This is a genomic window from Brevundimonas sp. LM2, assembly GCF_002002865.1.
Lineage (GTDB): Bacteria > Pseudomonadota > Alphaproteobacteria > Caulobacterales > Caulobacteraceae > Brevundimonas.
On record NZ_CP019508.1, the window covers coordinates 3,239,568 to 3,253,342 of the forward strand.

At 68.1% G+C, this 13,775-nt stretch carries 11 protein-coding genes; 6 read left to right on the forward strand and 5 right to left on the reverse strand.

Features of this window, described 5'->3' with window-relative positions:
- The first annotated feature begins 232 nt into the window (after window positions 1-232).
- The 5 genes from BZG35_RS16015 (at window position 233) to BZG35_RS16035 (ending at window position 4,695) form a co-directional block, all read left to right on the forward strand.
- A complete protein-coding gene (locus BZG35_RS16015) occupies window positions 233-1,498 on the forward strand; it encodes a type III PLP-dependent enzyme (RefSeq protein WP_077357174.1) in 1,266 nt (421 codons plus the stop codon).
- A gap of 128 nt (window positions 1,499-1,626) precedes the next feature.
- On the forward strand, window positions 1,627-2,685 hold the full coding sequence (locus BZG35_RS16020; protein WP_077357176.1) for a deoxyhypusine synthase: 1,059 nt from the start codon (window positions 1,627-1,629) through the stop codon (window positions 2,683-2,685).
- A gap of 117 nt (window positions 2,686-2,802) precedes the next feature.
- Entirely contained in the window at window positions 2,803-3,156 is a 354-nt protein-coding gene (locus tag BZG35_RS16025) for a ribonuclease (protein WP_216351860.1), read from the forward strand.
- Window positions 3,157-3,228: 72 nt separating this feature from the next.
- On the forward strand, window positions 3,229-3,723 hold the full coding sequence (locus tag BZG35_RS16030) for a hypothetical protein (protein ID WP_253189203.1): 495 nt from the start codon (window positions 3,229-3,231) through the stop codon (window positions 3,721-3,723).
- Window positions 3,724-3,741: 18 nt separating this feature from the next.
- Window positions 3,742-4,695: a right-handed parallel beta-helix repeat-containing protein gene (locus BZG35_RS16035; RefSeq protein ID WP_077357179.1), complete on the forward strand. Its 954-nt coding sequence runs from the start codon at window positions 3,742-3,744 to the stop codon at window positions 4,693-4,695.
- An 8-nt stretch (window positions 4,696-4,703) separates the two neighbouring features.
- On the opposite strand, the gene aguB is transcribed toward BZG35_RS16035, so the two are convergent.
- From aguB to BZG35_RS16060, 5 genes are all read right to left on the reverse strand, one after another.
- Window positions 4,704-5,585 (reverse strand): N-carbamoylputrescine amidase, encoded by an 882-nt coding sequence (gene aguB / locus BZG35_RS16040; protein ID WP_077357181.1) that lies wholly within the window; start codon window positions 5,583-5,585, stop codon window positions 4,704-4,706.
- Entirely contained in the window at window positions 5,585-6,589 is a 1,005-nt protein-coding gene (locus BZG35_RS16045) for an agmatine deiminase family protein (protein WP_077357183.1), read from the reverse strand. Before BZG35_RS16045 ends, aguB begins: the two co-directional genes overlap by 1 nt.
- A 167-nt stretch (window positions 6,590-6,756) precedes the next feature.
- Window positions 6,757-10,191 carry a TonB-dependent receptor gene (locus BZG35_RS16050; RefSeq protein ID WP_077357185.1) on the reverse strand — a complete coding sequence of 1,145 codons (3,435 nt, stop codon included), beginning with the start codon at window positions 10,189-10,191 and terminating at the stop codon, window positions 6,757-6,759.
- Between the two features lie 170 nt (window positions 10,192-10,361).
- Window positions 10,362-10,997, reverse strand: a complete 636-nt coding sequence (gene msrA, locus BZG35_RS16055; protein ID WP_077357187.1) for a peptide-methionine (S)-S-oxide reductase MsrA — start codon at window positions 10,995-10,997, stop codon at window positions 10,362-10,364.
- A gap of 463 nt (window positions 10,998-11,460) precedes the next feature.
- Window positions 11,461-12,621: an OmpA family protein gene (locus BZG35_RS16060; RefSeq protein WP_077357189.1), complete on the reverse strand. Its 1,161-nt coding sequence runs from the start codon at window positions 12,619-12,621 to the stop codon at window positions 11,461-11,463.
- Window positions 12,622-12,816: 195 nt separating this feature from the next.
- On the opposite strand from BZG35_RS16060, the gene BZG35_RS16065 reads away from it, so the two are divergent.
- Window positions 12,817-13,722 carry an SDR family NAD(P)-dependent oxidoreductase gene (locus BZG35_RS16065; RefSeq protein WP_077357191.1) on the forward strand — a complete coding sequence of 302 codons (906 nt, stop codon included), beginning with the start codon at window positions 12,817-12,819 and terminating at the stop codon, window positions 13,720-13,722.
- Window positions 13,723-13,775: the final 53 nt, after the last annotated feature.

Genomic DNA, 13,775 nt, shown 5'->3' on the forward strand with positions numbered 1-13,775 from the left:
CCACGCGGGCGGAGGCGGCGTCCAGCGTGGCGGGGCGGCAGACGATGCGACGCTCAAATCAAACACGATCCGGGTCCGGAGCAGCGAAGCGTTCAGCGAGTCCGAACACAAAAAAACCTCTTTACATGACAGTCACGTGACCCTACATGCGCTGCTTCCGGCGGACCCCGTAGGTCTAACGTTTGCGCTGCTAACGCCGGCTAGGTTTAACAATCACAGGGGTTTACGTGAATTGCGCACGTATCATTTTCCCCTGGACCTGGTCCGCGAGCGGTCCCCTGAACGTCCAGTCGCACTCGTGCGGCCGCGTTCGGTTTCCGTAGCGGCGCGCTGGTTCCAGGACAATCTAAAGGCTGACGTCTTCTATGCGGTGAAGGCCAATCCGTCGCGCTGGGTCGTCGAGACCCTGGTCGAGGCGGGCGTCACCGGGTTCGACGTCGCATCTCTGGCGGAGATCGAGCTGGTTCGCTCGGTCAGCACCGACGTGCGCCTGGCCTTCATGCACCCGGTCAAGAGCCGGTCGGCGATCACCAAGGCCTATTTCGATCACGGTGTCCGCACCTTCTCGCTCGATTGCGAGGACGAGCTGCAGAAGATCCTCGACGCCACTGGCGGCGCCACGGATCTGAACCTGCTCGTGCGCATGGCGGTCTCGGCCGACGGCGCGGCCTATTCGCTGTCGGGCAAGTTCGGCGTTCCGGCCGACCAGGCTTCGTCCCTGCTGCTGGCCACGCGCCGGGCGGTGGTGGACGGGCTGATGGGGGTGTGCTTCCACGTGGGTTCGCAGTGCATGCGTCCGACCGCCTATCAGGCCGCCATGGCCCAGGTCGGTCGCGCCATCACCCGCGCCGGCGTGATCGTGGACATCGTCGACATCGGCGGCGGCTTCCCCTCGGTCTATCCCGGCATGGTGCCGCCGGACATGAGCGAATACGCCGACGCGATCCATCGCGGGTTCAACGAGATGCCCGTGTCGGAAACGACCGAGCTGTGGTGCGAGCCCGGCCGGGCGCTGGTTGCCGAGTCGTCCTCGATCCTGGCGCGCGTCGATCTGCGCAAGGGCGACGCCCTGTATCTGAACGACGGGTCCTATGGCTCTCTGTTCGACGCGACCCATTCGCGCTGGCCCTTCCCGACCAAGCTGGTGCGGGACGGGGATGCGTCGAGCGATCTGAAGCCGTTCCAGTTCTACGGACCGACCTGCGATTCGATCGATCACATGCCGGGTCCGTTCTGGCTGCCGGCCGACATCCGTGAGGGCGACTTCATCGAGATCGGCATGCTGGGCGCCTATGGCGTGGCCATGTCGACCGGCTTCAACGGCTATGGCGAGCATGATCTCGCCGTGGTCGAGGACGCCCCGATGGCCTCGCTCTATGGTCTGGCCCCCCGCTCCATCCCGACCGTGCGCACCACGGCGGAAGAGCAGGCGCGCAAGGTCGTTCGCCTGTCGCGCCCCAAGGGCAAGGCCGGCCAGCGCAAGAAGGCGCGTCGTTAGGGGCTTGGGCTAAACCGTCACAGACCCTTTCTAGGGTTGGTGCATTCTAATCAGCAGCGGCCCGTCGCTCCGTCCGGGCCGCTGCTTCTTTTGACGACGGGCGCTCAAACCAAAGGGAAACCCTTGCAATGAACGCTCCCGTTCAGACCAACACCAAGGCTCAGCTGCTCCAGAACGTCGTCGAGCACATCGACATCACGTCCTTCGACGCCCGGCCGATCGTCGACGCCATGCGCAAGATGAGCTTCTCGTCGCGCGACACGGCCCGCGCCGCCGACATCTTCTCCATGGCCATCGAGGACAAGGACTGCTCGCCGTGGCTGATCCTGGCCGGCTCGACCTCGGCCGGCGGCTGCATGCACGTGTACCGCGACATGGTGAAGTTCGGCATGGTCGACGCGATCGTGGCCACCGGCGCCTCTATCGTCGACATGGATTTCTTCGAGGCCCTGGGCTTCAAACACTACCAGGCCGCCGGCGAGGTCGACGACAACGTCCTGCGCGACAACTACATCGACCGGATCTACGACACCTATATCGACGAGGAAGAGCTCCAGAACTGCGATCACACGATCCTGGAGATCTGCAACGCCCTGGAGCCGCGCGCCTATTCCAGCCGCGAATTCATCTGGGAAATGGGCAAGTGGCTGTCCGAAGGGAACGCCAAGAAGCCCGGCTCGCTGATCCAGACCGCCTATGAGGAGGGCGTGCCGATCTTCTGCCCGGCCTTCGTCGACTCCTCGGCCGGCTTCGGCCTGGTCAAGCACCAGAAAGAGCGGATCGCGGCGGGCCAGCCCTATCTGATGATCGACGCGGTCGCCGACTTCCGCGAGCTGACCGACATCAAGATCGCGGCGGGCGTCACCGGCCTGTTCATGGTCGGCGGCGGCGTGCCCAAGAATTTCGCGCAGGACACCGTGGTCTGCGCCGAGATCCTGGGCATCGAGGCCGAGATGCACCGCTATGCGGTCCAGATCACGGTCGCCGACGTCCGCGACGGGGCCTGCTCGTCCTCGACGCTGAAGGAGGCCGCCTCCTGGGGCAAGGTCCAGACCACCCACGAGCAGATGGTGTTCGCCGAGGCCACCACGGTCGTGCCGCTGATCGGCTCGGACGCCTATCACCGCGGAGCCTGGAAGAACCGCGACAAGCGCCGATGGGCCAAGCTGTTCGACAAACAGGCCTGAGCGCCGGCCTGAGATGAGACGGAGGGCCGCGAGCGATCGCGGCCCTTTGTCGTTGCGCCGGGCCTTGCGGAACGACGTCGCCCGGCAGGCTTTCAAGGGAGATCGCAAGGAGCGCCCATGACCGACCCGACCGACGACAATCGCGAATCCCAGGAAGCCGACGGCGTGGGCGAACGCCCGGATCACGGAAGGATGCAGGATGCCCTGATCGACGCCGTCTCGGGCAGCGGCATGGGCTCGGACACCCGGGCGGGCTCGCTGCAAGGCGGGGCCGCCTCCGGCTCCGACGCCGACCCGGCCCAGGTCGAGGTGGATCGCGTCATGGCCGATGAAGGTCGCTCCGAGGCGGATCCGCAGTCGGGATCCGGCGTCGATCCCGATCCGATCGCCAACACCGGCGTCGGCCCCGACGAGGCGGCCGATCCGGCCGAAGGCAAGCGCGACCCCGAGGCCGACGCCGCGACCGGCTGATCGCCTTGCTGTCGCCGCGCCGATAGGCCACGGTAGTCGAACAACCCAGTCTTTTCAGGACGATCCGGAATGATGCGTATAGTGGCGGCCGCACTGATGGCGGGCGCAACCGGATTGGCGGCGTGCGACAGGGCGTCCGACAAGGTCGAGGTCGGAGGCGAGACCCCGGCCGCCCGGGCTCCCGGCGCGGCCGCGTCAAGCCAGACGGTCGGCGGACCCTCAAACGCAGGACCCGAGGCCGGGAGCCTGATCGTGCCCGGTGCCCCGGCCTTCGCCGTGCTCTATCCCGGAGGCGAGATCGAGGCCCCGCCGACGATCGCATCGGATGCCGTCGGCTCAGGAGGTCTGGTGACCTTCCGGACGGATGCCGCTCCCGAAACCATCGTCACCTTCTACCGCACCCACGCCGAAGCCGCCGGCCTGTCGTCGGTGATGGCGATGAACATGGGGGAGGCCCGGTCGTACGGCGCGGCCAAGGCCGGGGTCGGGACCAGTCTGCAGGTCGTGGCCTCTCCGCTGGAAGAGGGTGGGACCTCGGTCCAGGTCAGCTGGAGCGCGGGCGGGTGACGGGCCGGCGGGTCTGACGTGGAGGCGCCCCCTGCCCCCGCCATTGACGCTCGCCTCTGTTCTTCGGCCGAAATCGCGGCCCTGACGGCCATCGACCCCGCCCCGATCGTCCTGAGCTGTCGCGCCGTCCTCGCGCCGCAGCAGGCGGTCACCCGACGGATCGTCTTCGAGGGAGCCGAGGCGTCCGGGGCGGGGCTCGATTGCAACGGCGCGCTAGTTGGTCGGCCAGGCCTGGCCTCCAGTGTCCAGGCTCCCACCGTCCTGATCCAGTCGCGCCACACTCCGACGGGCTGGAGTCGGCCCAGCGACGTGACCCTTCGCGGGTGCGTGGTCCACGGCAATATCCGGGTGCGCGGCATGGGGGCGGGCGGGGATCTCGAGCCCCTGCGCGCCTCGTCCCGCACCCCCGCCCATACGTCGAACGCCCAGGCCGCCGCCCCGACGCGCGTGCGGCTGACGAACCTTACCCTGATCGCGACTGGCTCGATCCCGCTCTATGTCGGGCCCGGGGTCACGGATCTAGTGTTCGAAGACAGCCGGGTCACCGGCCGGTCGGTCTCCACAGCCGTCTATCTGGACGCCGAAAGCGCCGGGGCCGTGATCCGCCGGGTGGCGTTCGACATCCGCACAGGGCGCGAGCAGATCGCGGTCGACGGGTCGGCGCGCAACCGGATCGAGCAGAACCGCTTCGCCCTGGGTGGGCGGGGCGGGGTCTTTCTGTACCGGAACTGCGGCGAGGACGCCGTGATCCGGCACCAGACGCCGTCGGACAATGTCATCGCCGGCAACACCTTCACCGGCGCGCGCTGGGTGTGGCCCAATACGGTCGTGGTCGGGTCGCGCGAGGGCCGCCGGCGCTATTGCGGAGCCGACCGGGGCTGGCCCTTCGGATCCAGCGTGGACGACCTCGACCGGGCCGACCGCAATGTCGTCGGCGCCAACGTCGTCCGCCGCGGCTGGCGGCTCTTCTAGACCGTGGGCTAGACCGGCCGAGGCGCGGCCAGAGCCCCGTACAGGTCGGTGCGGCGGTCGCGGAAGAAGCCCCAGGCGGCGCGGTGGCGGTCGACGTAGTCGAGGTCGAAGGTGTGGACCAAGGCCCCCTCCTCGTCCCGGCCGAAGCTCTCGACCAGGTCGCCCCGATGATCGGCGATGAAGGACGAACCGTAGAAGACCTGACCCGCGTCGGTCACCTGTTCATGGCCGGTGCGGTTGGAGCCGACGACGGGCACGACGTTGGACACGGCATGACCCTGCATCGCGCGCCGCCACGGCTCGGCGGTGTCCAGCTCCTTGTCGTGGGGTTCCGAGCCGATGGCGGTCGGATACATCAGGATCTCGGCCCCCATCAGCATCATGGCGCGGGCGGTCTCGGGGTACCACTGGTCCCAGCAGATGCCGACGCCGATCCGGCCGAAGCGGGTGTTCCAGACCTTGAAGCCCGTGTCCCCGAGCCGGAAATAGTATTTCTCCTGATAGCCGGGGCCGTCGGGAATGTGGCTCTTGCGATAGACTCCCATCGCCGAGCCGTCCGCGTCCAGCATGACGATGGAGTTGAAATAGTGCGGCCCCTCGCGCTCGAAGATCGAGACGGGGATGGCGACGCCGAGGTCCTTGGCCACCTCCGCCATGGCGATGACGGCGGGGTGCTCGCGCCACGGATAGGCGGTGCCGAACCATTTCTCCTCCTGCGAGACGCAGAAATAGGGGCCCTGGAACAGCTCGGACGGCAGGATGACCTGGGCCCCCTTCCCTGCGGCCTCGCGCACCAGGTCGGCCGTGCGCGCGATGTTCGCCGGCATGTCCTCGCCGTAGGACGTCTGGAGGGCGGCGACGGAGACAGTTCTCGGCTCTGGGCGGGCCATCAGGCGGGCTCCTGCTGGGTGATGCAGTGGAAGGAACCGCCGCCCGACAGGATGGCGAGCGATGGCAGGGCGATGATCTCGCGGTCCGGGAAGACCGTGGCCAGACCTTCGCAGGCCAGGCGGGCGGCGCGGTCGTCGCCGTAGGTCGGGACGATGACCGCCCCGTTGGCGATCAGGAAATTCATGTGGCTGGCCGGAATGGGCCGGTCGTCCTCGTCGCCGACGAACCCGGGCGACGGCAGGCGCAGGACCTTCAGGGGCGCGCCGGTCGCGTCGGTCATCTCCGACAGGGCGCGGGCCACGGCGTCATAGACGTCGTCGTTCGGATCGCCCCGGCCCCAGGCCACCGGGCAGGCCACCACGCCGGGCGCGACGAAGCGGGCCAGGTTGTCGACGTGACCGTCGGTGTGGTCGTTCAGCAGGCCGTCGCCCAGCCACAGCACCTTTTTCGCGCCGAGCGCCTCGGTCAGGGCGGCCTCGGCCGAGGCCTCGGTCCAATGCGGGTTGCGGTTGGGATTCAGCACGCACTGGCGCGTGGTCAGGATCGTGCCCTGACCGTCGTGATCCACCGCCCCGCCCTCCAGCACGAAGCCGTGGCGGGTCAGGGGCGTGCCGGAGGCCTCCCCGATCTGGTCCGCGACCGTGTCGTCATGCTGCAGCGCATATTTGCCGCCCCAGCCGTTGAAGCGAAAGGCGGCCGCCGTCTCTGACCCGGCTCCGAAGATCGGCCCGGTGTCGCGCAGCCAGATGTCGCCGAAGCGGCCGTCGATCACCTCGCCCCCCCGGACGCCGTCGAACCGCGCGCGCGCATCGTCCAGCGCCTCGGCCTTGCCGACCAGCAGCTTGACCTGTTCGCGGCCCGGACCGGCCAGGGCCCGCACCAGGGCCTCCACCTCGGCCTGGGCCGGTTCCAGATTGTCTTCCCACAGCTCCGCATGGCTGGGCCAGCCGACCCACATCGCCCGGTGCGGCGACCATTCGGCGGGGATCGGGGACAGGGTCATGATGGCTGGCGCCCTTTCAGACGAACGGCGGACCCGAAGACGACGGGCAGGCGGGCCAGATAGCCATCCCTGCCCCCCGGTTCAACAGCCGGGGCTCAAACGAAAGGAGGCGGCCCGTCGCCGGACCGCCTCCCTGTCGTTGTGATCGCGAGGATGCGACCCGGTTTTTAGAACTCGTAGCGCAGGCCCAGCTGAACGGCCCAGAACGACTTGCCGTTGTTGTCACGGGTTTTCGTGTCGGCGGTGGTGCTGGCGTTGCTGTAGCGATAGCCGGTGCAGACCGGGGTGCCCGTCGGAGCGACTTGGCCGTTAGCATCCGAGCACTGGGCGTTGATGAGGTTCAGCGAGTCGCCGTACTCCTCGACGATGCCCCACTCGTCGTTCAGCAGGTTGGCGAGGTTCTGGACGTCGGCGACGAAGCGGAACCGGCCGGGCAGCCAGAACGCCGGCAGTTCCTGGCTGAACTGCAGATCGATCTGGTAGGTTTCCGGCTGGTCGTCGGAGCCTTCGCCCTTCTCGGCGATCTTGCCGTATTCGAGGCCGAAGGTGTCCACCAGGCTGCGGAAACGGTCGCGGGTGGCGGCGTCGGCGAAGGTCACGAAGCCGACCGTCAGATCGTTCGGGTTCGCATCGTTGGCGAAGTCCGGCACGTACAGCAGCTGGCTGCCGCGGTTCACGCCGAAGGTCGGGCTGCGCGACGCCGCCGTATCGCTCATCGTGAAGCTGCTCGGGCGCCCGTCGCGGATCTCGCCGAACAGGTTGAGCCGGGTCTCCAGGCCGTCGATGAAGTCGTGCGTGTAGTTCACCTCGGCCTTGTAGCGGTTCGAGATCTGTTCGAAGGCCGTGCCGTAGGCTTCTTCGTTCGGGTCGAGGCGCGAGGCACCGGTGCCATAGAGCGAGCTGGCGGTGGAGCCGAAGCGCGCGCCCGAGACGCGATCCTCGATATTGGAGCGGGCATAGCCGACCAGCAGGTCCAGGTCGCCGTCGAAGAAGCTGCGCTCGGCGCTGATGCCGAAGGTGTAGCTTTCACCCTCGTCGGTGTTGAAGGCGACGATGTCGCGGTTCGATCCCGGGTTGGTGGAGTTGATGCCGGACGTCGCAAAACGCCCTGCGGTCGCCCTATCGGCCGCGGTCGCCGTGGGGGCCGTGCTTCCGCGCAGGATCCCGTCGTAACGGATACGGCCGTCGGGAGTGTATTGCTGCACACCGTTGACCAGCAGGGGCTTGGCGCGGAAGTCGCGGAAAGAAAGCCCCTTGTTCACTTGGGTGACGACCAGGTCCAGGTTCACGCGCCAGTTGTCGAGCGCGCGGTCGCCGAAGCTTCCCAGATGCGACCAGCCTTCCGGCAGTTCGATCGTTGTGGTCAGGAAGTATTTCCAGTCGGACGGCAGTTCGAAGTTCGGCGCGAGCGCGTTCACCTCCGACGTCGGGGCCGCGACGGCACCGCCCTGAAGCGTCTGAACGGCCGTCGGAAGGTCGTAGCCGAAGCGCGGATCGGCCACATTGATATTCAGAGCGGCCGCCCCGATCGCTTGCGTAAAGCCGGCGACTCCGGTCGTTTCGGTGAACGTGCCGTCCGGGTTGCGCTCGATCTGGATGCCCGAGGTCAGGACACCGGTGTTGCTGAACGAGTTCGACAGGATCACATCCGGCAGACCGCCCGAGAACAGGCCCAGACCACCGTTGAAGCTCAGCCAGTCCGTCGCGTCCCACTTGAACGAGGCGCGGGGCATCAGAAGGCTGATGCCGTCATAGGTCTGCTGGTTGGAGAAGCCGACCCGGTTGACGAAGTTCTGGTTGAAAGCCGGCTTGTCGTCGCTCTTGTACCAGTCGAAGCGCACGCCCGCCTGCAGGCTGAGGTTGTCGAACAGCTGCAGCGTGTCCTGCGAGAAGACCGAATGCAGGGTGTATTCGAAGTCCGCTGCGGCGTCGTTCGCGTCGCCCGTGATGGCGTTGGAATAGACCAGGCGGCTGGCTTGGCCGGCGGCGAAATCGGCGCGGGAGTCGAAGTAGTAGGTGCCGTCGCTGTTGGCCACGAACAGGTTGAAGACCGAGACCTTCTGGCTCTGGTAGCCGAACTTGAACAGGTTGTCGCCGAGCGCGTACTCGCCCTTGGCCTGAATCTGCAGGTTGTCCGTGGCCAGGAAGTTGGCGTGGCGGAACTGGTCGGGGCCGAAGCGGAACACCGAGTTCGAGCCACAGCCCGTAATCACGCCCGAGGTCAGGGTGCGGGTCGCGTCCGAGCAGACCGTGATGTCGGCGAACTCCTGGCCCGACGGCGGATCCTGCAGGCGCTCGTATTCACGATAGGTGACGCGCAGCTGGGTGGAGAAGTTGTCGGTCCACTGCGAGTTCAGCTCGGCGGCATAGGCGGTGTCGTCCTCGCCCGTCAGATACCATTGCGAGTCGAAGCCGGCGGAAGTCGTGCCGAGGTTGGTGCGCTGGATCAGCGAGGATTCGGCGTGACGGTAGGTCAGAGACAGGCGCTGGCTGTCGGTGATGTTCCAGTCGAGCTTGCCGGTGTATTTCTCGTCCGTGATCGGCTTGGTGCGGGTGATGCCGCCGATGTCGAACTCGCTGGCGTAGACCGAGTTGAACTGGCTCACGAACCCGTCGAGGTCCTGCTGGGTGATGCCGCGGATCGAGTTGGCGAAGCCGCCGCCGGTCGGGCCGGTCGACGTCTGGTCGGCCGTTTCGTACAGCTCGTAGGAGCTGGCGAAGAACAGCCGGTCTTGCCACAGCGGACCCGAGACGAAGAAGCCGTAGTTGGTCTGGGTGATCGCGGTGGGAATGTCCTGCCCGCGGATGCTGTCACCCACCAGGCCGTCGTTCAGATAGTTGACGAAGGCCGAGCCGTGGAAGTCGTTGCCGCCCGAGCGGAGGACCACGTCGAGGGCACCGCCGGAGAAGTCGCCGTTCTCGACGTCGACCGGAACGGCGCTGACGCTGAACTGTTCGATCGCGTCCAGCGAGACCGGGCCGCGACGGGTCGGCGTGCCGCCCGTGTTCAGGCCGAAATCGTCCTGGGCCTGGGTGCCGTCGATGGTGATGCGGTTCGTGCGGGGGTTCGAGCCGGCGATGGAGATGCCGCCGTCGCCACGCGTGTTCTGCGAGACCAGGATGTTGCGGCGGGCCAGGTCGCGGATGTCGCGGTTGACCGAGACGACGCTCTGCACGCCGGCGCGGTCGAGCACCGAGGTCACGCCGGTGTTGTCGGCGGTGACGTCGCGCACGCCGACGACGACGACGTCGTCAAGGGTGGAACCGCCGACCGAGATGGTCAGGGGCGTGGTCTCGGCGACCTGGAGGCTGACGTCCTCGAGGACGGCGATCCCGGCGTCCGTGGTCGCCTCGATCCGGTAGGGTCCGCCCGGACGCAGGCCGCGCGCGGTGAACACGCCGGCACCGTCGGTCACGGTCGAAAGCGTCGTGCCCGAGGGAAGGTGGGTCAGGGTGACCTGGCTGCCGGCCACCGGCACCTCGTTGGCCACGACGGTGCCGCGCACGGCCGACGTCGTTTCCTGAGCGTAAACGGCCGTCGACATCGCCAGCGATGTCACGAGGGCCGTGCCGGCCCAGATCGCTCGAGAGCGGTTCGTCATTGTCTGTTTCCCACAGTGAGGGGCACGCGCCCGGGGCGACGGGACACCGGCCCGTCTCAATCCCGCCCGCTTTAAGGCGCGAGCCGCAATGCCTCAGCGACAGTGATATGACAGACGTGTGACGACGACGGGGGGTGACACGATGGCAACAGTGAGGCGGTTTGCCGCGCTCAGCGCCCCCACACGGCCCGGAGGCGGGCCGCGCGACCGCAGAATCGGGTGTAGCCCCCATAGCGGACCGGGTTCAGCCGGGCGAAGTCCTGATGATAGGCCTCGGCCGGCCAGAACCGGGCGGCCGCGCGCACGGGGGTGGTGAACCGGTCGGCTCCGATCACAGCGGCGGCGGCGGCGGCGCGCGAGGCCCGGGCGATCGGGGCCTGGGCCGGCGTGGCGAAGACCGCCGTGGCATAGCTCTCGCCCTGGTCGCAGAACTGGCCGTCGGGATCGGTCGGATCAATGGTTCGCCAGAACCGGTCGACCAGCTGGCGATAGCTGATCCGCGCCGGATCGTAGGTGACCTGGACGGCCTCGAGATGGCCGGTGCCGCCGCGCACCACCCGCTCGTAGGAAGGGTTGGCGACCGTGCCGCCCGCGAACCCCGAGACGGCCGCCACCACACCCGGCATGGCCTCGAAATTGGCCTCGACCGACCAGAAACAGCCGCCGGCGAACAGGGCGACCTCGCGACGGCCGCTGTCGGGACCGGACTGAACAACCGGCGGCGGGGTGGCCCCAGCCGGCTCGCCGGGGGAGCAGGCCCCCAGCGCGACGGCGGCGACCAGAGCGCAGCGGGACAGGATGGACATCAATCACTCCGACGGAGGCGCGACGGCACGGCGCGCCAGACAGATACGTCGGAATGACCGGCCCGGATACAAGGGGCTCCGTCTCGCCTTGGCCCGCGTCCGGCGATGGCGTCGAGCGGGAGCGGTAGACAGGTCGGGGTTGCGGGTTCGGCCCAGAAGGCGTCGAGGAAAATGGCTCTCGGCCACCCGTCGGGCTCCGGCCGGACCGTGGGCGGCTAAGGAGGGGGGTATCGACCGGACAGCGCCCGCGCGACCGGGATCAACCGGCTTGTCCAGAAAAGCGGAGGCGACGGGCGGGTTTTCGCGCATCCCGGGTGATCCGGGCCACAGGCCCGGGGCCATCCGCCCGGGGGAGACAGGGGGCGGGGCCAAACAAAACCGCCGGCCCCCTTTCGGGAACCGGCGGTCAGGTCGTGTCGCGTCATCGGCGAACGGGTCGCCCGGCGAACCGGGCGGAACCGTCCTAGAAGTTGATGCCGATGGTGGCGCGACGGTTCAGGGGCTCGCGCACGCCGTCGGCGGTCGGACGGGCCAGGTTGGTCTCACCCTTGCCGTCGAGGGCGATCACGCCGCCGTTGACGCCGTTGGACACCAGGGCGTCGGCCACGGTGCGGGCACGACGGTTCGACAGACCCACGTTGTAGGCGGCCGAGCCGGACGTATCGGCGTAACCGACGACCAGAACGCGCGTCGGTTGACCCGACTTGGCGTAGGTGGCGGCCTGCGTCACCACCGAACGGGCTTCGGCCGTCAGGTCCGAACGATCCCAGTCGAAATACACCACGAACTCACGCGCGGTCGGGCGCGGGGCCGGGGGCGGCGGCGGCGGCGGGGGCGGGGCGGCGGCGGGCGGCGGGGGCGGCGGGGGCGGAGGAGCCATCGGCGCTTCGTCGGCGCCGAACGCATAGCGCAGGCCCAGGGTCACGGTGTGGCTGTCGTCGTAGTCGCCTTCGAACGTGCCGTAGTTGTTGACCGCCAGGGCCGACGACGTGGTCGTGTCGAACTCGAACTCACCCGTCAGATAGCGATAGGTCAGGTCGATGTTGGCGCGGTCGCCGACCGCATAGCTCAGGCCGGCCAGGGCCTGGGCCGCGAACTTGGTCGAGGAGTCGTCGGCCACGATCGACACGCCGCGCTGACCGCGGATGGTGCCGGTGAAGTCGGTGTTGACGCGGTTCACGCCGACGCCGAGACCGACGAACGGACGCACGCCCCAGTACTCGCCGCCGATGTCATAGATGACATTGGCCATCAGCGTGGTGGATTCGACGTCGCCTTCCGGCGAGAAGCAGGCTCCCGTGGCCGGGGTGAAGTTACACACGCCCGACGGAACCGTGCCGGTCGAGTGACGGATCGTGCCGACGTCGCCCGAGCGGTAGCCGCCCTCGAGCTCGACGCGCCAGTTCGGGTTGAACCGGTAGCCCAGACGCGCGAACGCGGCCCAGCCGTCGTTGGCGTCGATCTGCCAGTTGACGCCGTTGCCGGCCGCCTCGACGTTATACTGGCCCTGGGCGAAGTGGTAGCCCGCGTCAACCGCGCCGTACCAGCCGTCCGGCTCAGCCGAAGCAGCACCGGCGGCCATCAGCCCCATCGCTGCGACGCTGGCGAGAAGTTTAATCTTCATATCCGTCCTCATATCGTTGATTGCCGTAGAGCCACCCCTACAGGTGGCACTCGGATAGCCGAACGGCACCATTGCGGCGCGGTTCCGCTTCCGAGTCCGCATTTGGGCAACTGTGGCGCCGTTTCAACACATGGGCGCCACTTGGCGAAACCGCAGTGGCTGTTATCAGCCCTGGCTGCATCAAGGAGACACCCCATGACGATCCGGTTCGACGGCCGAGTGGCGCTCGTCACGGGCGCGGGCGGCGGGCTGGGACGCGCGCATGCCCTGGCCCTGGCCGCCCGGGGGGCGAAGGTGGTCGTCAACGACCTGGGGGTCACCAGAGACGGATCGGGATCGTCGCAAAGCGCGGCCGAGGCCGTCGTCGCCGAAATCGAGGCCCTGGGCGGAGAGGCCCTGGCGAACGGCGCGTCGGTCACGGATTTCGCCGCGGTCAGCCAGATGGTGGCCGAGGCGACCGAACGCTGGGGCGCGATCGACATCCTGGTGAACAATGCCGGGGTGCTGCGCGACAGGTCGTTCGCCAAGATGGAGATAGAGGACTTCCGCTTCGTCGTCGACGTCCATCTGATGGGCGCGGTGAACTGCACCAAGGCGGTCTGGGACGGGATGCGCGCCCGCAACTATGGCCGGATCGTGATGACCACTTCGTCGTCGGGCCTGTACGGAAACTTCGGCCAGGCCAACTACGGGGCCGCCAAGATGGCGCTGGTGGGGCTGATGCAGACCCTGGCGATCGAGGGGGCGAAGAACGACATCCGGGTCAACTGCTTGGCCCCGACCGCCCACACCCGAATGACGGAGGACCTGGGGGCAGCCTTGCCGCTGGAGGCCCTGGGGCCGGACCTGGTGTCGCCCGGGCTCCTATATCTCGTCAGCGAGGAGGCGCCGACGCGCTGCATCCTAGGCGCCGGGGCCGGCGGGTTCGAGCGGGCCTATGTGACCCTGACCCAAGGCATCCGCGTCGTCGGACCCGATGCGCCGGAACAGGTGGCGGCGCGCTTCGACGCGATTTCCGACCGCGCCGACGAGATCGTCCCGGACATGGGCGCGGCCCAGGGCATGATCGAGCTGATGAAGGCGCAGAAGGCGCAGGGCTGAGGGCGGCGGCCCGCCCGCCCGCGAGTGTATCGACGCCGCGGGCCTTGCCTTGC

What these genes read in the sequence shown, in the direction of transcription:
- BZG35_RS16065 (WP_077357191.1), top strand. Translation starts at nt 12,817, where the DNA reads ATGACGATCCGGTTCGACGGCCGAGTGGCGCTCGTCACGGGCGCGGGC.
- BZG35_RS16060 (WP_077357189.1), bottom strand. Translation starts at nt 12,621, where the DNA reads ATGAAGATTAAACTTCTCGCCAGCGTCGCAGCGATGGGGCTGATGGCC.
- BZG35_RS16030 (WP_253189203.1), top strand. Translation starts at nt 3,229, where the DNA reads ATGCGTATAGTGGCGGCCGCACTGATGGCGGGCGCAACCGGATTGGCG.
- BZG35_RS16020 (WP_077357176.1), top strand. Translation starts at nt 1,627, where the DNA reads ATGAACGCTCCCGTTCAGACCAACACCAAGGCTCAGCTGCTCCAGAAC.
- BZG35_RS16045 (WP_077357183.1), bottom strand. Translation starts at nt 6,589, where the DNA reads ATGACCCTGTCCCCGATCCCCGCCGAATGGTCGCCGCACCGGGCGATG.
- BZG35_RS16050 (WP_077357185.1), bottom strand. Translation starts at nt 10,191, where the DNA reads ATGACGAACCGCTCTCGAGCGATCTGGGCCGGCACGGCCCTCGTGACA.
- aguB (WP_077357181.1), bottom strand. Translation starts at nt 5,585, where the DNA reads ATGGCCCGCCCAGAGCCGAGAACTGTCTCCGTCGCCGCCCTCCAGACG.
- msrA (WP_077357187.1), bottom strand. Translation starts at nt 10,997, where the DNA reads ATGTCCATCCTGTCCCGCTGCGCTCTGGTCGCCGCCGTCGCGCTGGGG.
- BZG35_RS16025 (WP_216351860.1), top strand. Translation starts at nt 2,803, where the DNA reads ATGACCGACCCGACCGACGACAATCGCGAATCCCAGGAAGCCGACGGC.